The 20,039-nt window shown below is 52.5% G+C and carries 11 protein-coding genes; 5 read left to right on the top strand and 6 right to left on the bottom strand.

Annotated elements, in window-relative coordinates:
* Positions 1–1,782: acid phosphatase (locus tag DNH61_RS21320; protein WP_146241112.1), on the bottom strand; the 1,782-nt coding region annotated here is incomplete at its 3' end.
* 63 nt (positions 1,783–1,845) lie between these two features.
* Complete coding sequence (locus DNH61_RS21315; RefSeq protein ID WP_111148831.1) at positions 1,846–3,195, bottom strand: jacalin-like lectin; 1,350 nt, start codon at positions 3,193–3,195, stop codon at positions 1,846–1,848.
* A gap of 294 nt (positions 3,196–3,489) precedes the next feature.
* Here DNH61_RS21315 and DNH61_RS21310 point away from each other — a divergent pair, with 294 nt between their 5' ends.
* Together DNH61_RS21310 and DNH61_RS21305 are read left to right on the top strand one after the other, a co-directional pair.
* On the top strand, positions 3,490–5,817 hold the full coding sequence (locus tag DNH61_RS21310) for an AraC family transcriptional regulator (protein WP_111148830.1): 2,328 nt from the start codon (positions 3,490–3,492) through the stop codon (positions 5,815–5,817).
* A gap of 29 nt (positions 5,818–5,846) precedes the next feature.
* Positions 5,847–7,460 (top strand): extracellular solute-binding protein, encoded by a 1,614-nt coding sequence (locus DNH61_RS21305; RefSeq protein ID WP_425452296.1) that lies wholly within the window; start codon positions 5,847–5,849, stop codon positions 7,458–7,460.
* Positions 7,461–7,553: 93 nt separating this feature from the next.
* On the opposite strand, the gene DNH61_RS21300 is transcribed toward DNH61_RS21305, so the two are convergent.
* Positions 7,554–10,580 carry an S-layer homology domain-containing protein gene (locus DNH61_RS21300; RefSeq protein WP_111148829.1) on the bottom strand — a complete coding sequence of 1,009 codons (3,027 nt, stop codon included), beginning with the start codon at positions 10,578–10,580 and terminating at the stop codon, positions 7,554–7,556.
* A 541-nt stretch (positions 10,581–11,121) separates the two neighbouring features.
* Here DNH61_RS21300 and DNH61_RS21295 point away from each other — a divergent pair.
* A complete protein-coding gene (locus DNH61_RS21295) occupies positions 11,122–12,720 on the top strand; it encodes a xylulokinase (protein ID WP_111148828.1) in 1,599 nt (532 codons plus the stop codon).
* Between the two features lie 131 nt (positions 12,721–12,851).
* Here the strand turns inward: DNH61_RS21295 and DNH61_RS21290 are convergent, their stop codons facing one another.
* Genes DNH61_RS21290 through DNH61_RS21280 form a run of 3 tightly spaced genes read right to left on the bottom strand, consistent with a single transcriptional unit; the run spans position 12,852 to position 17,155 of the window.
* The gene (locus DNH61_RS21290; protein WP_111148827.1) at positions 12,852–13,805 is read right to left on the bottom strand and encodes a sugar ABC transporter substrate-binding protein; all 954 of its coding nucleotides are present in this window, start codon (positions 13,803–13,805) and stop codon (positions 12,852–12,854) included.
* Entirely contained in the window at positions 13,802–15,367 is a 1,566-nt protein-coding gene (locus tag DNH61_RS21285; protein WP_111148826.1) for a response regulator, read from the bottom strand. Before DNH61_RS21285 ends, DNH61_RS21290 begins: the two co-directional genes overlap by 4 nt.
* A gap of 15 nt (positions 15,368–15,382) precedes the next feature.
* Complete coding sequence (locus tag DNH61_RS21280) at positions 15,383–17,155, bottom strand: sensor histidine kinase (RefSeq protein ID WP_111148825.1); 1,773 nt, start codon at positions 17,153–17,155, stop codon at positions 15,383–15,385.
* A gap of 250 nt (positions 17,156–17,405) precedes the next feature.
* Here DNH61_RS21280 and DNH61_RS21275 point away from each other — a divergent pair, with 250 nt between their 5' ends.
* Both DNH61_RS21275 and DNH61_RS21270 read left to right on the top strand, forming a co-directional pair.
* The gene (locus tag DNH61_RS21275) at positions 17,406–18,434 is read left to right on the top strand and encodes an ABC transporter substrate-binding protein (protein ID WP_111148824.1); all 1,029 of its coding nucleotides are present in this window, start codon (positions 17,406–17,408) and stop codon (positions 18,432–18,434) included.
* A 91-nt stretch (positions 18,435–18,525) separates the two neighbouring features.
* Positions 18,526–20,037: a sugar ABC transporter ATP-binding protein gene (locus DNH61_RS21270; protein WP_111148823.1), complete on the top strand. Its 1,512-nt coding sequence runs from the start codon at positions 18,526–18,528 to the stop codon at positions 20,035–20,037.
* Positions 20,038–20,039: the final 2 nt, after the last annotated feature.

Here is a 20,039-nt window from a genome sequence, read left to right as displayed (position 1 = left end):
CAGGTAGTTCACCTGAACCTTGTAGTCTCCAGGCAGGCCTGTCGTTTCGACGGAAGCGAATTGGCCGGTCCGCTGGTCCTTGCCATGCGTGATAAGCGTAATGACACTGCCGCTTGCAGGCACATAGCTGTCGGTGAAATTCACAAGCAGCTTGCCGCCGGCCTGAACGGCACCCTTCACTTCAAGCACATCGGCCGCACTGCCAACGTTCAGCTCAAGCGTGCCTTCAGCAGCTTGCGTGTAATTGCCGCCGATGCCAATCTTGCCGTCCACTTCTTCAACAAGTGTACCAGCGCCTACGGCAACATCACCGGTACCGAAAGCCGCAGCGGATTCGCCCTGCAGCTTGCCGCCGTTAACCACTGTGCCGCCAGCGTACGTGTTGCTGCCCTGAAGGACAAGCGTGCCCGTGCCTTCTTTGGTCAGCTTGCCTGTACCGGAGATATCGTTGCGCCAGCGGTCAAGCGCATGGAAGCCGCCTTGGTCAGCGTCCATTGTTACTACAACATCGCTGTTGAATGCGCCGTAGCCGGCCGCAGCTGCGAACAGGTTCAGGCGTCCCCAGCCTTCTGGGTCATCCAGCACCGGATAGCCGGAAGGCAGGCCGGTCGTAGCCAGTACCGCGCGGCGCTGCTCACCGTTCAGGTAAGGAAGGCGGGTTTCGATCAGTACCTCTGCACCCTTAGGCACAACCATCGGCTTGTTCGTCGGGTTGATCTGCTCAAATCCGTAAGTCAGACGTTCCATGTATTGTGCTTTATTCTTCTCATAATCGCTGAACCGGTCTTCAGCCGAACCAGTCTGCTTCAGCAGGACGTTATGGGCCTGCTCGTAGGCTGCCTGTTTAAGCTCGGCATTCTCCGGATCGTTCAGAGCCGCTGCAGCCAGGGCTGTTGCCATGACACGGCCGCCGATAACATCCAGCGGAGAGTGCATGCCGGCTACAATCCGGCTGTTGCCCATCTCGGAAGCGCGGGTCATCATTTCCTGGAATCGCTCAGGCACTGCGTAAGCCAGCGCCAGGGAGGCCAGGTACGAAGCGTTCGTGTGTCCGCTCGGGAAGCCGCCGTCTGATTCAGGTGTCATACTTCTGACAGGATAGAGAGTTGGTGTGATGATCTCTTCACCGGCCCAGCGCCAAGGACGCATGTACTGGTAGTAGTTTTTGGCCTGGCTCGTAGAGGCATAGTTGCCGCGCACCTTTCCGATCAGGTCGACCATCTTGCCAAGCTCGGAGTTCGAGTCGCCGCCTTTATTGCCGTTCGGGTTGTTGTCACTGTACTTCACCGAAGTAGCGTCTGCAGGAATGTCGGTGATTGTGGTGGCCGTTCCCGACAGCGAGCGGTATACGTCCGCGAGAGCACCAAGACCTTCAGTCGCTCCGTAGGTCTGATTTCTCCGGTCATCGTAATAGGCTCTTTCTTCATCTTCAGCCGTACGGGTTTTGGACAGATCCACTACATACTGAATGTTGTAGTCCAGCACCTCGCTGTTCAGCTTGGTTCCGTTATCCCAGGAATCGCCAGGCGTCCACAGCTCGTGGAATCCGGACAGCACCCCGATCGCCGGGTTGGAGTAGACGGACATGTTAACCGGCTGATTGTTTTTGTAAGTGTCAACGAAGTGTCCCCACATCGGTTCTTGCGGCAGGTAGACAGCCGATGTTGCGGAGGCTACAGCATTATTTGGTTCGGCTGCTGCCGAACTGGAGTATTGGACGGGAACCGTACCAAGGAGTAAGGATAGGGATAATGCAATCGATAAATTCTTCTTGAATTTCATGGTTGAATAGCTTCCTCTCTGTTAGTTAAATCAGAATGGATTGAATGCTGCAGATTAATCAAATTACAGCTTCTTGTAGACAAGTCCAAGCTTGTCAATGTTCGTGCCTGCACGTCCGAAGAAGCCTGTTATATAGCTGCCCGCTGGTGCAGTCAGTGTTGTTGCGGTACCGCTCTTCGTACCGGCAGAGACCTTGCGGCCCTGGTTCGTAGTCAATTCCAGGTAGAAGATTCTGCTGCTGCCGTTGTACGTATTCTGGTAAACGAGCGCACTGGTGAAGTATTCGCCGCTTCCAAGGGTAAGGGCTGCCTCGGTACCGCCGGTTCCGCCGCTTGCCAGTGCCGTCCCGTTCGCATAGGTCATAGACACGGCATCAAGCCGGCTTGCGCCTCTTAGCGTGACAGACACTGGTCTTGCTGTCGCCGGTGCGGAATTCCCCAGAAAGTTGAAGGCCGTGCCCCCGTCTCCGCCTGCAAGGTCGCTGTAAGACAGGCCAGTGGTGTTGGCATAAGAGAAGTTGGAGGTGATCGCATAGTGGTCAGAGAGCTGATGGCCTGTGGAGTCGGTAAAGTAAGTGTTCTCTACCTTGTAAGAGTTCGCCTGAAGGGATACACCAGCGCCGCTTCTGTAGAAAATCTTGTCTACAATCTCGTTGTTCGGACTCGTATCTCCCGGTGTGCCGACCAGTGCAGGAGCTCCCATAGACGGGTAGCTGCCGCCTCTGATCTTCTCGATCCAGGCGTCCTTCATCCCAAGCCGGTCAACGAACAGGCTCTTCAGATTATCCTCCGATCTGGTGTATCTGCAGTTGGTATCCCCGAATACGATGACCGCATGGCCTTGGGAATTCGCTTCGATGTAGGCTGCCAGCTGGCTTAGATTATCACGTCTGGCCTCGTTCGACTTCTCATCAACATTCGCGTCGGCATGAAGATTGTAGACGTCAATATATACCCCATCTGCGACTTTGACTTGCACGTAGGTAAATCCCTTAGGTGTCAGTTCATCTGCGCCATTGTTAATCAAGCCATACCTTTTGTTCCACGTTACTCTCTTCAGGTCATGGATCGGATAGTTGGACAGCGTGTTCAGACCGCTGCCGATTCCTGCGCCGCCAGAGGTAGGTGTGCGGTAGGGATGGTTGTCATTGGCGTACAACGCAGCGTGATAATTGAAGTCCTCCTGCACATTGACAATCTCGTAGGGAGCAAGCTTGGCGCCAATCAGTGGCGTGTATTTCTCCGGATCCGCGCTGCTTGACAGGAATGCCGGCAGCCCTCCTATGTTATAGGACAATACATCGAAGCTGCCTGCTGCTGCACTTGCTGATTTTGCGAAGCTGCCTGCGACCCCGAATGGAATCAGGAGCGTAACAGCCAGCATGGTCATCAGCAGTTTCCTACGTTTCTTCATTTGTTCTCCTCACCTTCTTCATACCGGATTTGACTACGACTAGAAGCGTAACATCGGGCAGGAAGACGCCTCAATACAACAATTTCCGCATGATATAAAAATCGTACGCTATACCCTTGCTACAGAAAATCCAGCTTTCCCCCGGATACCGATTGTCCATGTATCTGGACCGGGAAAATGAGGGGAGATAAGTATGAGTCATTTTTTTCCAGGGCGGGTGTTAAGTTTTGGTTAAGGCCGTAAACTCGTCCATTTCGTGCTGTATAATGGGAAATTGGAAGGAGGGGGAGCGCAATGAAGAAAATAAATTCTGTTTTTACGAGCCTCGCGATTTCGTATATAACAATTGTTCTCGTCATCGTCCTCTTGCTCTGTTCGATCTTCTATATCTATGTGCCCAGGAACTACAACGAAGAAATCCGAAGCAAGAACCAGATGATGCTCAGGAATGCAGCCCAAACGATTGAATCTGCTGTCTTTGACCGGGTTAATAAGATCTATTTGGATATTACGCTTCATAAGATGACAAGCGCAGACCCTTTTAAGAAAGGTTCGCTCGGGGGAGAATCCAGTAGCATCATAGATTTGCAGGAGACGCTTAAGCAGGAAGTCATCAACAATTCCGATCTTATCCATGCCATTCATTTGTACGATCCGCAATCACAAGCACTGATTTCCTCTCTATACGGTCTGCAGGTTGAGGTCCATGCAGGCAGTGAAGCACGGCGAACATTCGACTGGATTGACAGCATGCGCCTAGCCGATACGAGCTACTTGTGGACGGGACCGCGTATGGTGCCGAAGGATATCTATACAAGCGAATCCAGCAATAACAGGAAGCTGCCGCTGATTACCTATGTCCACAGCTATCCCTTTAATTCAACAGGCGAAGCATGTGACCTGATGATTGGGATCGATCTGAAGGAGTCGGCCCTCAGCACCATAATTGAGCGAATGATCCCTGCTGACTATGGAAGCACCTACCTGATTGATGCAAGCGGGGTCATTATTTCGGCTGCGGACAAATCCATGCTGGGGACCAAATCCTCGCAGCCGGCTTATACGAACGCAATCCTTGCTTCAGAGGCGGCGGCCCAGAGCTTTAACGTGAGCATCGACAGCACTTCCTATGTCGTTTCCGATCATAAGCTTCAATCTAATGGATGGAAAATTTATAATGTCGTCCGGGAAAATAACTTCTATCAAAAATCGCTTGACCTGCAGAAGGTGATCTTGCTCATCTGCCTGATCGCAATCCTCATTGGCATCGGGCTTTCCGGCGTCTTCACCGTAGTCAGCTATCACCCGGTTAAACGGTTGATGAACAAGATTAAAGGATTGTTCGACTTCCCTTCCGAAGCCAGGCACAACAATGAATACAAGCTGATCGACACGGCTATCCACCAGCTGACGAACAAGGTAAGCAGCCTGGAGGAGACACTTCAGGCCAATAAACCGGTCATCAAGCATAATGTGGTGCTTAATATGCTCCGCAATGGCTACAGCGCAGAAGAATTGGAAGAGCAGATGCTGTCGCTGGACTTGCCATTGGACTACACTCATCACTGCTGCCTGGTGATCGATCCGGTCAGCAAGGCCTTTAAGGAGCTTGATTCCAAGACGAATCAGTATGCTGTTTACAAGCTGATCAATCTGCTTGAGGCATCGGGCTTTGAGGATACGCACTTGATCGCAGAGGAGCTGCCGGACCGCAAAATTGTCGTCATCGTATGTGCGAACCGTCCCGATGATTCCCTCCTGGCGGCTATAGCCAATCTGGCTTTATCGGAGGTGAAGACTCATTTTGCCCTGGATTTCAAAGTCGGGATCGGCATGTGGGTGCAGGAATACATAGAGGTACATAGAAGCTTCGCGGCTGCACAAACCCTGATCAAATATGGCTTTATCTTGCCTGAAGCTTCGATTCTTCAGGAATTCAGCCTGCTGAACAGGGAACACAGCAGCCAGGAGCTGCCACCGTCCTTACTGGCGAAGTTTAAGGAGAAGCTGCAGGCCAGAAGTCTGGATGGCGTTGCGGGGGCAACCGACAATATATTGGGAGAAATGAGACAAGGCTTGTATTCGGCGGACCACTGCCAGTTTGTCTTCATGAACATGGTATCGATTTACTCCGATTTTCTGAAGAAGGTGAAGTTTAAGCAGTCCGGCCAGTTCAAGATCGACTTATATAAGCAGTACAGCTCGGTCTATGATATTAATGGCTTCCGCGAATGGCTCCTTCAGTCTGTTACCGAATGCTTCAGCCACATGGACAAGCGCAGTGACGAGCGGGCTGCGGACAGCATAGAAGATGTGAAAGCATATGTCTGCTCGCATCTGGCGGAAGATCTGTCTCTGGAAGCGGTCGCGGCTAAGGTATATATAAGCCCAAAATACCTGAGCAAGATCTTCAAGGAAGAGACAGGGATCAGCTATACGGAATTTGTGACGCAGAAGCGGATGGAGAAAGCGGTGGAGCTTATGAACAATAACAGCCTGACAATCGAGCAGATCGCGGGCAGTGTCGGGTATGCGACAACCGCTTACTTCATCAAGAAGTTTAAGGAGCTCAACGGATGTACGCCGAAAAACTATGTCCGCACCATGCTGAAGCAGGGCTGAATGAATATGCTCGAGGAAAGGTTATGGTTATGAACAATTATGGCAGTCGCCGGCTTTCTCTTCTTCTTGTGTTGCTGATCACACTTAGTGCGTGCGGAACCGCCGGGGAGATTAGCTCATCTGGCGGAGTGTCTCAGGATGCCGAGGCGCCCACGCAGGATAAGCGGTATACCATTACTTGGACGATGCACCTCAATGAGGCAGTACCGGGGAATGCCGAGATGCTTCACTATATTGAAGAGAAGTTTAATGTTGATCTGGAAATCTGGAATCTTGAAAATAATAATTACGAAGCGCTTCTTGACCTCAAGCTGGCTCAGGGAGAAATTCCGGATCTATTCCGGATCAGGCAGTCGTATGATCTCTTGAAATACCGGAACCAGAATGTGCTGGCCGAAATACCGGACGGTATGCTGGAGGCATATGCGCCTAATCTGACCCGCTCCATTATGATCCATGCGCCGGGGTATATGGATTATGGGAGAATTGAGGGCCGTCAATACGGGATTCCGGTTGTGAATCAGACGAACAGGTACCGGGTTCCTGTCGTTTACAGGGAGGACTGGCTGGACCGTCTTGGTCTGCAGCCTCCCGCAACGCTGGAAGAGTTAGAGAAGGTGATGTACGCCTTTACCAACGGCGATCCGGACGGGAACGGTAAGCATGATACCTATGGCCTGTCGATCGAGGGGATGAATGTCGTATTTGGAGCGTTCGGGCAGATGGTTTTCACCGAGCAGCTGTATTTTGCGGAGAAGGGCAGCGGACTTGTCATCGGGGCGCTGGAGCCGGAGATGAAGAAGGCGCTTCGCTATTTGCAGAAGTGGTACAGAGATGGCGTAATAGATCCTGAATTTGTGACAGGTGAGAACAAGGGAGGCTACAAGCATCTGTCTCATGCCTTTATTAATGGCCGGATCGGCATGACCTCTATGGGCAATTATTATCATTGGGTGCAGGCCGGCGATTATAAGGTCTACAATGAGAAGGGCGCAGAGGTTCCGGTGGAAGCGTCCTTCAATGCTATGGAGCTGTTCAAGAAGAATGACCAGGCAAGGATTGTCTTTGGCAAGCCGGTAACCGGACCGGAGGGGAAGAGCGGCTCGAAGGCTTATGACAGGCTGATGAGCTTTACCGCGATTGGCGCGAATGCAGCAGATGAGCCCGGGAAGATGGCCAAAATACTGGAAATTCTTGATTATGTCAGCGCGAACCCTGATCTGGAAGAGAGAATGACGATGAGATACGGTGTTAAGGGGAAGCACTGGGAGTGGGCGGGACAGTCCGAGGATGACGTTGTCACACTACCGCCTTACGATAAGCAGGTCAACTACACGAATCGGATCGGCGCCAATATCGGCATGCTTGTTCCCGGCATGCCTGATGCCCGGAGAGAGCAGTGGGCCTCAACACTTGGGCTTGATGAGCATGGTATATACAATGCATTGAAGGTATCCGTACCTTCCTTGATCCAGAACAGCCCCAGGCTGATCAAGCTCCGAAACAAAGCCTACATCTCCATCATTACGGGGGATAAGCCGATTGGCTACTTCGATGTCTTCGTTAAGGAGTTTATGAGAGCTGGAGGCGAAGAGGTGCTGGAGGAAGCCAACGAGTGGTACCGGAGTATACCTGAAGCATAACCGGCTAAGAAAGAAAACCTTCATTAATTCCCTGATTAGTATCCAGGGTGATTAATGAAGGTTTTTTGCTTGCGGATTACGCAGGTTTGTATGCTACTTAAGCATGCCTTGGAGAAGCACGGTCAGCATCTTCGCGGCTTCGGCTCTCGTAGCACCGCCCTGAGGATCGAACTGCTGATTGCCTTTGCCCGAGATAATTCCAGCTGCGTTGAGGTCACGGACTGCATCCTCTGCCCATGCGCTGATGCGCTGCTGATCAGCAAATGCTGCGGAGCCTTCGCCAGCAGGCAGGGTGTAGCCGGTAAGCGCGGCCAAGCGTGCCAGCATGACGCACATTTCCTCGCGGCTGATCCGGTCATACGGGCGGAACTGGTTGTTCGCGCCGCCTTTGACGATTTCGTTCTCCGCGGCCCACGCGACATAAGGCATGAACCAGTCGCCGGCTTTGACATCCGTAAATGCTGAGGAGGAATACTTCGATATATCGGCGCTAACGAGACCCGCCAGCATCTTGGCAAATTCAGCCCGCGTGATATTTGCGTTCGGGGAGAACTTGCCGTCACCGGAGCCGGATACGATACCGCGAGCAGCCAGGTAAATGATATTGCTTGCAGCCCAGTGAGCGGATGTGTCGCTGAAGCTGGCTTTGTTATAGCTGACAGCATAAGTGCTTAAGTGGCTGGTCACTACATACAGCTGTCCATCCCGCAGGCTGAAATCCGATTGCGGAATGATGTGAAGCTTGCCGTTCGAATCAACATAGCTGATGACCAGTGCGCTGCTGTCTTCGCCCTGTACAGGCTGGTACGGGATACCGAGCTTGATGCCGCTGCCGCCGAAGCTGGCAATGGCATCGGCTCCTGAATGGACTGTAAATTCCAGTGCAGGTCTTGTGCCAACCAGGCTCTTGGCTTCCGATGGATAAGCAGCCGTGCTTGCAGAAGCGATCTTTAGACGGACTGTATCACCTGCAGTATTCTCCAGGTTGTTCAATACAGTCTTGCTCAGCGTTATACTGCCCAGTTGGGCTGCGATCACTGTATGTGCCGCATTGCTGCCTGCCAGCTTGCTGACCGCATCCTTGGTAAGCGTCAGTTCGACAGAGCTGGCCGCGGAAGCGGCCTCGATTTTTATTTCCGCCGTTCTGTTTGCTCCGGTCAGGGAGTCAACCTTGCTCAGCAGATCACTCAGCTGGGAAGCTTGCAGCTCGGCAGCTGCTGCACCGTTCGCGCCTGCCGTCGCGGCTAACGAGATGCTGGCCTTCTGCAGAACGTCTGCGCTTGGCTTGTCATTCTCAGCAGGAGTGGATGGAGCTGGACTGCTGCTGTTTGTTCCGCTAATCATCAGCTGGATGCGGTCAGACTGGTAGCTGACTTTCACTTTGTACGTATTCGGCAGGCCTGTCGTCGTAACGGCAGTGAATTGACCCGTCCTGCGGTCTTTGCCGTGAGTCATGATTGTAATGGTGCTGCCTGCAGCAGGTACATAGTTATCTGTAAAATTCACACGCAGCTTGCCGTTTGCCTTGACCGCGCCCCTGACTTCCAGGACATCATCGGCACTGGCAACGTTCAGCTCAAGCGTAGTGCCTTCTGACTGCAGGAAGCTGCCGCCGATCGAGAGCTTCCCGGCAGTCTGCTCGATCAGGGTACCGCCCTGGAGGGTCACATTGCCGGTCCCGAAGGCCTTCGCCGATTCGCCCTTAAGCTTGCCTGCCTTAATCAGGGTGCCACCGGAGTAGGTGTTGCTGCCCTGCAGCGCGAGTGTGCCTGAGCCTTCCTTGATCAGCTTGCCGGTACCGGAGATATCATTGCGCCAGCGGTCAAGCGCATGGAAGCTGCCTTTGCTGGCATTCATGGTTACCGTAACATCGCTGTTGAATGCACCGTATCCGTCTGCAGCTGCGAAGAGATTCAGGCGTCCCCAGCCTTCCGGGTCATCCAGGGCCGGGTAGCCGGAAGGGAGGCCTGTGGTAGCCAGAACGGCACGGCGCTGCTGGGCGTCTAGATAAGGCAGACGTGTTTCCAGCAGTACTTCGGCGCCTTTTGGCACAACCATGGGCTTGTCCGTTGCATTAATCTGTTCGAAACCGTAAGTCAAGCGTTCGATATATTGGGCTTTGTTCTTCTTGTAATCGCTGAAGCGGTCTTCTGCTGTTCCAGTCTCTGTCAGAAGCTTCGTACGGGCCTGCTCATAAGCCGCCTGCTTCAGCGATGCATTGGCCGGGTCAGCAAGCGTAGCCGCTGACAACGCTGTGCCGAGCATTCTGCCGCCCATAATATCAAGCGGAGAATGCACGCCGGCTATAATCCGGCTCTCGCCAATCTCAGAAGCCTTGGTCAGCAGTTCCTGGTAACGCTCAGGCACGGCATAGGCCATCGCGAAGGCACTGAGATACGCGATGTTCGGACGGCCGCCAGGGAAGCCGCCGTCTTTATCGGGCTTCTCGCTGAGTGAAGACAACAGTGTAGGCACAACGATATCCGTATTCGTCCAGCGAAACGGCTTTGGGTAGCTGTAGAAGGCTTTGGCTGGGCTTGTAGATGAATACTTGCCTTGCAGTGTTGAAACCAGCGTCACCATTTTGCCCAGCTCGGAATTCGGGTCACCGGGGTTCACACCTTCATCATTATACAGAACCTTCCCGGCATCGGCGGGGATGTCAAGAATCGTTGTCGTGACGCCTGCTTTGGACCGGTACACATCGGTCAGCTTGCCAAGACCTTCTGCCATACCGTAATTCTGTTTGCGGCGGTCATCATAGTAGGCCATTTCTTCTTCGGCCGGAGTCCGTTTGGCGGCAATGTCCAGGGCTTTTTGAATGTTGGTGTCCAGGACGCCGCTGTTCAGCTTAACACCTTTGTCCCACGTTTCCCCGGGCTTCCACAACTTCAGGAACGGTGACAGCACGCCGAGGGCCGGGTTGGACTCGATTGTGGTGTTGGCGGTTATGTTGTTCTTGTAGGTATCGACAAAATGTCCCCAGGCCGGCTTAGCCGGCAGAGCGACAACCGGTGATGAAGAAGCTGCCGTTTCTGCCGCTTTTGCCGGATCCCCCGGGAAAGCACCCAGAAGCATGGATAATGATAAGGCAATGGATAAGTTTCGTTTGAATTTCATGTTCAGATAGCTTCCTCTCTACATAGAATATTGTCGTCAGATTGATTGTGCTTTCAGGCAGTTAGACCCTGCTGCTTTCATTAATATGTATGCAGATGCTGCGGTATCTGCGGTTACGCGCTATGGGCAGGAATGCCGGCAGCATTCCGGATGTGCTTCTTTCTCAGCTCCCTTGCTCCATTTTGTATCATCGTATCATAGTCTAACACGCACACCGGAACGCCTCAATAGAACAGGAGCTGCAGCTTACAAAAATCGTACTTTCTGCGTAGTCATTTGTCGTTGCTTGCTGGCTAACTGGTACCAAACGACTAGTGCTAACAACCGGAAAGGGAACATTGAATTCGCTTTAATTGGTAACGGGCGCGAATCAGGTTATAATAGACAGTGGAAGAGCCGGAATATAAATGTGCAAAAAGGACGAATATTTTTCAATTCTCCTGCCAATTATTCTATGGTATGATAAGTTCTATAAGTTCTATTTAGGTTAATTTATTAATTGTTTTGAAAACTATTACATGAATACGATGGAGGAACATGCATGAGTTTTGATGTGAAAGATGCCATCCAGAGCGGTAAGACGGTACTTGGTATTGAACTTGGTTCTACCCGGATCAAAGCGGTTCTTATTGGTGAAGACCACACGGCAATCGCATCTGGCAGCCATGATTGGGAAAACAGCTATGTGAACAATATCTGGACCTACAGCCTTGAAGACATTTGGAAGGGTATTCAGGACAGCTATCAGAAGATGGCAAGCGACGTCAAACAGCAGTATGGCGTAACGCTTCAGTCCATCGGAGCGATCGGCTTCAGCGGCATGATGCATGGCTATATGGCCTTTGACAAGGCCGGTGAACTGCTGGTTCCTTTCCGTACATGGAGAAACAACATCACCGAGCAAGCTTCTGAAGCATTGACAGAGCTGTTCAACTACCATATCCCTCAGCGCTGGAGCATTGCGCATCTCTACCAGGCGATCCTGAACGGGGAAGAGCATGTAGCGAATATCAGCTTCCAGACGACGCTGGCAGGATACATACACTGGAAGCTGACCGGCCAGAAGGTGCTGGGCGTTGGCGAAGCATCCGGCGTATTCCCGATCGACATTAATACCAGAACCTATAATGCTGCAATGATTAATCAGTTCAACGAGCTGACTGCTTCGAAGAATCTCCCGTGGAAGCTGGAGGATATTCTTCCTGCCGTTCTGTCCGCGGGTGAAAACGCTGGCAGCCTGACGGAAGAGGGAGCCAAGCTGCTGGACGTAACCGGAGAGCTGAAGGCCGGCATCCCGCTTTGCCCGCCGGAAGGCGATGCCGGAACAGGCATGGTTGCTACGAACAGTGTTGCGAAGCGTACCGGTAACGTTTCGGCCGGCACCTCCGTATTTGCAATGGTTGTTCTCGAGAAGGAATTGTCCAAGGCCTATGGCGAGATCGACCTCGTGACAACGCCTACTGGCAACCTGGTAGCCATGGCACATTCCAATAACTGCTCCTCTGATCTGAACGCATGGGTTGGCCTGTTCGAGGAATTTGGCAAGGCGATGGGCCTGAATGTGGATATGAACACGCTGTACGGCACGCTGTACAACCTGGCGCTGCAGGGCGATCCGGATTGCGGCGGCCTGCTGGCATACGGCTATCTCTCAGGCGAGCATATGACCCATTTCGAAGAAGGACGTCCGCTGTTTGTGCGTTCCTCCGACAGCAATTTCAACCTGCCGAATTTCATGCGTGTCCATCTGTCCACCGCACTTGGCGCCCTGAAGATCGGCATGGATATTCTGCTCAAGCAGGAGAATGTCAAGCTGGATGAGATTCTCGGCCACGGCGGCTTGTTCAAGACGAAGGGTGTAGGACAGCGCATCATGGCTGCTGCGCTTAATGTTCCGGTTTCCGTTATGGAAACGGCTGGAGAGGGCGGTGCATGGGGGATTGCTCTGCTGGCATCCTATATGATCAACAAGTCGGACAATCAGACGCTGGAAGAGTATTTGAACGAGAAGGTATTTGCGGGCCAGAGCGGTGAAACCATCTCTCCTGATCCAAAGGATGTAGAAGGCTTCGAGATGTTCATGGAGCGCTACAAGAGCGGACTTGCGATCGAGAGAGCAGCAGTCGATCATCTGAAATAAGAATAACATTCTCATAGGCTGGACAGTAAGAATGGCGCCATAGGGTCTTATCCCTGTGGCGCCATTTGTTGTATGGAATGTCTGCTTGTACCATTCGAATGCGTGTTATTTTGAATGAGCCCCAAAACCGCCTATTCAGGGAAAATCTCGACAATGCCGGCATCCATAAAGGAGGGGAGATGTTCCCCTTCGCTGGCACCGATTAGAGCCTCGATTAGATATTCACCCCACAGATCCTCATTCTGCGAAATCAAACTCGTGACATGGCCGTCCTGCATAGCTTCCTTCGTAATCGGAGTCAGACCAAGGTATACAGCGTCCCGGTTAAGTCCTTTGGCCTTCCAGATCAGCGTTCCAGCTGTCCCGGAGATGAAATCCAGGCCGACAATAGCATCGAAATGAGGGTGCTTGTCGATCATTTGCTCGATGTCGGACATGGCTTTTTCTTCAATTCCCTCATGGAACTGGACCTCCAGCACTTCAATTTCGGTTTTACGGGTGAGATAATCCATCAGGCCTTGGAGTCTCTGGTTTATGCCTAGTGTGCTCGACATGCCATTCTCGACAAGGATCATCCCCTTGTTATCAAGCAGCCGGCTGACCGATATTGCGATTTGCTGCCCGGCAGCATAATTGTCAGCACCTACGAAAGCGTGGCGGCGGCTGCCCGGCGCATCCGATTCGAAGCAGACGACCGGAATACCCGCCTCCACAGCCTTGTTAATGACAGGTGTGAGAGCATCGGAATCAACGGGGGAAATGGCAATTCCATCAACCTGATCCTTGATCATCGTGTCCACAATACGGATCTGCTGTTCAATGCTCGGCGTGTCCGGCGCCTTAATAACCAGCTTCACGTTGTGCCTGGCAGCGTACTCACCAGCGATGGTTGTCAGATTCTCATAAGCGGGATAAGCCATAGGATAGATAATGCCGAATGTCTTGGACGGTGCCCGAAGCACTGCCGGGGGTGACGTCTCCGGCTCTTGTCTTACGCTGTAATTGCCGAGCCCGGATGAACAGCCGGAGACGACCATGACCAGGAGTGCCAGCAGCAGACATGAAGGCCGCATGCTTATCATCATTCGGTCATCCCCTGACAATTCCGCTGTTTGCGGTATTCGGTCGGCGTCATGCCTGTATGCTTCTTGAACAGATTGGAGAAATAGTGGTGGTCGCTGTACCCGGATTCATAAGCAATCTCAAAGGTTTTACTGCTTGTGCCGGCCAGCAGCTCCTTCGCTTTCTTCATTCGGGTCTGGGTCAGGTATTCGGTCAGGGTCTGGCCCGTTTCCTGGCTGTATATCTTGCTCAGATGGCTTGGGCTGAGCCGGACATGCACAGCCATGTCCTTGAGTCCAAGCTGGTCATTATGATAATTCTTATGGATATAGTCTCTGACCCCTTCGATAATCTCGCTGTATCTGCCGGAGGATTCGGTGCGCCACCTCCATACATGATCGAGCAGCTCGGACAAATACGCCTTGCAGCTCTCCCATGACGTTACCTCGCCCAGGCGGATTTGAAGGCGGGTAATCATTGGGGCTGTATCTTGGGCAGGACGAAAGGTTTGCTTCGCTGTCCGAATCGCATCTAGTGTCAGATCGTTCAAGACGCAGCAGCCGTATGATGAAGATTCCCAATTCATCTTCGCAAGGTCCAAGCTGAATTGCTCCAGGAAGGTCTCCTTATTGGCGGGTGTTCCAAGCTTGACGAACGCAAGGAACTGTTCCCGGTCAAGCAGGACCTGCTCCGGAAGGAATCGGCTGCTCTGCAGCTTATCAGAATAGCGGCTTCTTAAGCGGTTATTCGTCTTGTCCTCATCGGCTTCCAGGTATGAGACGTGGATGCCCTGCAGCCGTTCCTGCACGCTGCCGATTCCGACATGCAGACAGCAGCAGGAGTCGTTCTCCGCGATGGCCCGCATGTCCTCAGCCGCTGCCTGTGCTGCGCGCGTGACGGCTTCTTCCGAGTTCCCCTTTAAGATGCACACCAGCTCTGTCCGGCTTCTCGTATAGAACAGAAATTGCGGGTTGTCCTGCAGATAGCTTCGAACGGCAGCTTGAAGCGGCTCCTCAAAGGCCGGCTGCGCATTCGGTTCGTCCTGGGTGATCCGGAGATCGGTAACGATCACGGCATAATAGCGGGCTGTTATCGGAACCGACAGCCTTGCGGCAATCTCTATTGCCTCAGGCGTACCGATTAAGCCGCCGCACAAGTCGGCAAGCAATTTATCCTCTGTATATTGGAACTGCTGCTTTTGTTCATACTCCTTATCGATCTTATCGCTTATTTTGTTAAGCATCGCAATGAGATCATCGGCGCTTACGGGCTTTAGGCAGTAGTCTTCCACGCCCAGCCGCAGTGCGTTCTGGGCAAATGCGAATTCATCATGTCCGCTCATAATGATAACCTTCATTTCGGGAAACTGGCTGCGGACCACCGAAGTGAGCTCCAGTCCGTCCATGAACGGCATTTTAATATCGGTAATCAGGATGTCGGGCATCCATTCTTCAATAAGCGGCAGGGCAACCTCTCCGTCTGAAGCGTCGCCGCAGTAGATGAATTGCTCTTTGTCCCAATCGACACATTTACGAATGTTCTCGCGGACTAGTACTTCGTCGTCGACGAGCATAACCTTCTTCATGATCTTAAGGCCTCCTTATCGCTTGGGCAATCGAATTGTGATTTGGGTGGATATACCTTCCTTGCTGGAGATCTCGATTCCATAGGATGGACCGAAATAAAGCCGGATGCGATGATGGACATTAAGCAGCCCGAAGCCGCCCTCCTTGTCATCTTCCGCATCATCTGTCCCGAGCGGCTGTTCTAGTGAAGCTCTAAGCTCCTCCAGCTTGCGTGCTGGAATCCCGGCTCCATTGTCTTCAACGATCAGAAGAAGGTCGCTGCCCTGCAGATGGCCCAGGATCGTCACCTTGCCCATGCCGCGCTTGTTCTTGACCCCATGATAGATGGCATTTTCAACGAGCGGCTGCAGCGTCATCTTCAGGATCGGATAGACCCGAAGCTCCGGGTCGACAAGAATCTCATATTCGAGGATATCCCGGTATCGCATTTGCTGGATAATGAGGTAGCTCTGAGCATGCTCCAGCTCCGTATGGATCGATACCCAGTCACGGCCTTTATTAAGGCTGAGCCTGAAGAATCGCGACAGGGCCTTCACAAGCTGAATGACGCTCTGCTTATTCTCCGCTTCCGCCATCCAGATGATGGAGTCCAGTGTATTGTATAGAAAATGCGGGTTGATCTGCGCCTGAAGTGTCCGCAGCTCCGCCTTCTTGATGTGCTCCTGTTCACGGATGCTCTTCTCCATCAGCGTCTTGATATTATCCAGCATGATATTGAAGCTCCTGCCGAGATCCGCTATCTCGTCTTTGCCGCTCAGGCTTACTTTGGTGTCCAGGTAGCCCTGCGTCGCTTTGCGCATCTTGTTCATCAGGATCTGAAGGGGGAGCGTGATTCGCTGTGTCAGGAAATAATAGAGCGTAATGGCAAAGACAGCACTTAATAAAACGCTTACAATTATAAGCCGTCTGATACTGTTGGCTTCTGCTACTATCTCCTCCAGGGGAGCGGCGCCAATAATCTTCCAGCCGGTCCGGACAGACGTAGAGTAGGCAACGAAAAGCGGCGTTCCGTTCACCGAATGGATATAACTGTCTCTCTGCTGCCGCATCTGACCAGCGAGCGTGGCGTAATCGACACTCCCGGTGCTGAAGATCGGCGTGCCATCCTGCGTCAGAATATCGAAGACTCCCGACTGCCCAATACTGGCCTGCTGCCTGAACGTCTCAATAGACGATACATCAATATCAATGACAGTAAAGCCGATTACTTCATGCGTAATTCTCTGTTTGACCGTTGAGATAATCGAGATAACATCCCGGTCCGGATAGGCGAATCCGTCAAGCCGGTCATAGGCTGTGCTGTTCCCCGGCGGTATCCGTAATATGACATCCGGGTACTGCGTCAAATATACGAAATGGAGATTGCGGAGCGGGTTGTAATCGAGCTGGAAGACCCCCTTGCGCTCGCTAATTCCTTTGCCATACCTGTTCACCATCGTGATGTTAAGAAGGTCAGAGCTGTTGTATGTATCACGGTATAGCTGTATGGTCTGCAGGATTGATTTTGCATCTTCATAGGTTTCTGATTGCGAATAGAGAAAGTTCAAGACCTGCGGACTCTTGCCAAGCTCCAGCAGACGCTCGGTATCTTCAATCATAACGTCGATATTGCGTGCCAGCTGGTCCGCTGCCAGCAAGGTCGCGGCTTTGCTGTGGTCGGAGACGGTGACATAGGATTTGTGATAGGAGACAAGTCCGACAATAAGCAGCGGCACAGCCGTCAGAATAACAAACAAGGCCAATAGCTTGAGACGCAGGCTCGAAGAAAGATAGGAGATTAGCTTCATCGCGGGATCCTTTCGTAAGCTTAACGGATGGGTAGCTATATTATACAGCAGACCATTCGGATAATTATATTGAAAACAAAAAAATGAAACGTTTTCATAAAAAAACACAACATCGCTCAGGATGGCGGGTAATTCCCGCAAAAAATGTTAAACAATGAATAAATGCGTCAATATTCATCACCCTTCAAGCCGCTGTATAGTTAAACCACGCCGATGAAATGGTGAAACCAGAAGGGGAGGATACAGACGCATGAAAAAAAGATTTTCAGCAGCCGCATTTGCCTTAACGCTTGCAGCCTTACTTGTAAGCGCTTGCGGAAATGGAGGGACAGCCGTAAATAACGGAGGCTCGGAGAAGCCTGCCGGTCAAGACTCGGCGAACACAGGAGCAGCCGGGGGCGGCACGATCACGATGGGCTTCTCCCAGGTGGGAGCGGAGAGCGGCTGGCGTTCAGCCAATACGAAATCCATTCAGGAATCCGCTAAGGATGCGGGTATTGATCTCAAGTTCTCGGATGCCCAGCAGAAGCAGGAAAATCAGATTAAAGCCATTCGTTCGTTCATCCAGCAGAAGGTAGATGTTATTGCATTCTCGCCGGTTGTTGAATCCGGCTGGGACACGGTGCTGAAGGAAGCCAAGGATGCGGGAATCCCGGTTATATTGACTGACCGTGCTGTCGATTCGGCTGACAAATCGCTGTACCGCACGTTTATCGGATCGGACTTCGTAGAAGAAGGACGTAAAGCGGGCCGCTGGCTTGTCGAGCAGTACAAGGATGCGGCAGAAGATATTAATATTGTAGAGCTCCAGGGCACCACTGGTTCCGCTCCGGCCAATGACCGCAAGGCCGGCTTCGAGGAAATCATCGCCGAGAATCCCAAGCTGAAGGTCATTGCTTCCCAGACTGGCGATTTCACCAGAGCAAAAGGCAAGGAAGTCATGCAGGCATTCCTCAAGGCTCATAAGGACATTGACGTTCTCTATGCGCATAACGATGATATGGCGCTAGGTGCGATTCAGGCCATCGAAGCGGCTGGACTGAAACCTGGCGAGGATATCGTCATCATATCCGTAGACGCGGTCAAGGATGGCATGCAGGCTGCCGCTGACGGCAAGATCAACTTTATCGTGGAATGCAATCCTCTGCTTGGGCCGCAGCTGATGGAAGCTGTTAAAGCTGTTGTGGAGGGCAAGGAGGTTGAGCCCCGCATTGTAACGAATGAAACGACTTTCACATCCGAGGAAGCAAAGGCGGCACTGCCGACGCGGGAATACTAATAAATTTACAGGATTGAGAGGGGGAAGTCACTCCACCGCGGTTCATAGGCCGCCGGGTGGCTTTTTCCTTTCTTTAAAGGAGAGGAAGGCTGTGTCTAATCGCAAGCCGGTTCTGGAAATGAAGGGGATTACCAAGAGTTTCCCCGGCGTCAAGGCTTTAACGGATGTCCGCTTCCGGCTGTTCCCTGGTGAAGTCCACGCGCTGATGGGGGAGAATGGAGCGGGGAAGTCAACCTTGATCAAAGTGTTGACAGGAGTTTATTCAATTGATAGCGGCACCATCTCGCTTGATGGCCGGGAGGTCGCCATCAGCGGACCGCTCGAAGCTCAGAAGGCGGGAATCAGTACGGTCTACCAAGAGGTCAATCTGTGCCCCAATCTGACGGTTGCCGAAAACATCTATATTGGACGGGAGCCCCGCAGGCTTGGGAGAATTATATGGAAGCAGATGAACAAGGACGCAGAAGCGCTGCTGAAGGAACGGCTGAACCTGCAGATCGATGTGACGCTGCCGCTGTCCCATTATCCGGTAGCGATTCAGCAGCTGGTTGCGATCGCCCGGGCACTGAGCATCTCCGCGAAGGTTCTCATTCTGGACGAACCAACCTCCAGCCTGGACAGGAACGAGGTCCAGCAGCTGTTCAGCATCATGCGGAAGCTGAAGAGCGAGGGGCTCGCGATCTTGTTCGTCACCCATTTTCTTGACCAGGTCTACGAAATGTCCGACCGCTTGACCGTACTGCGCAGCGGCGAGTACATCGGCGAATACATGGCAGCCGAGCTGCCAAGGTTCGAGCTCGTGCTCAAGATGATCGGCAAAGAGTTAAATCTGCTCGAAGAGCTTCCGGCGCTGTCTGAGGAGACAAAAGAGGCTTCGGGCAGTGTCATGATAAGCTCCGAAGGACTTGGAAGGAAGGGGGCAATCGAGCCTTTGGATTTGCAAATCCGCAAAGGAGAGGTGCTTGGACTTGCCGGGCTGCTTGGGTCAGGCCGTACGGAGACGGCCAGGCTATTCTTTGGCGCGGACCGTGCCGATAAGGGCAGGCTTGTCGTCGCAGATACCGGGCAGGGTGTGAGCTCCCCGCGAAGCGCGATCAGTCAAGGCATCGCATTCTGCTCCGAGAACCGCAAGTCTGAAGGCATCATCGATGACCTGACCATCCGCGAGAATATTATTCTGGCGCTGCAGGCATCGCGCGGCTGGTTCAGGCCGATATCAAGAAGACGGCAGGACGAGATTGCGGATGAGTACATGAGACTGCTGAACATTAACCCGAAGAACCCGGAGCATATTATCAAAAATTTAAGCGGCGGCAACCAGCAGAAGGTGCTGCTCGCGCGCTGGCTTCTTACTCAGCCTAAGCTGCTTATCCTGGATGAACCGACCCGCGGCATTGATATCGGCGCCAAGGCGGAAATTCAGAAGCTGGTGCTTTCCCTGTCGAGACAGGGAATGGCCGTGCTCTTCATTTCGTCCGAAATAGAAGAAGTGATAAGGGTCAGCGACCGGATCGCCGTGCTTCGCGACCGCGTGAAGGTGAAGGAGCTCGGCAGGGAGCAGATGAACCAGCATGATATTATGCAAGCGATGGCAGGAGGTTGACT

This window comes from Paenibacillus sambharensis (genome assembly GCF_003233845.1).
Taxonomy (GTDB): domain Bacteria; phylum Bacillota; class Bacilli; order Paenibacillales; family Paenibacillaceae; genus Paenibacillus_I; species Paenibacillus_I sambharensis.
The sequence above is the reverse complement of the archived record's forward strand: the minus strand, read 5'-3'. Positions and strand labels throughout refer to the sequence as shown.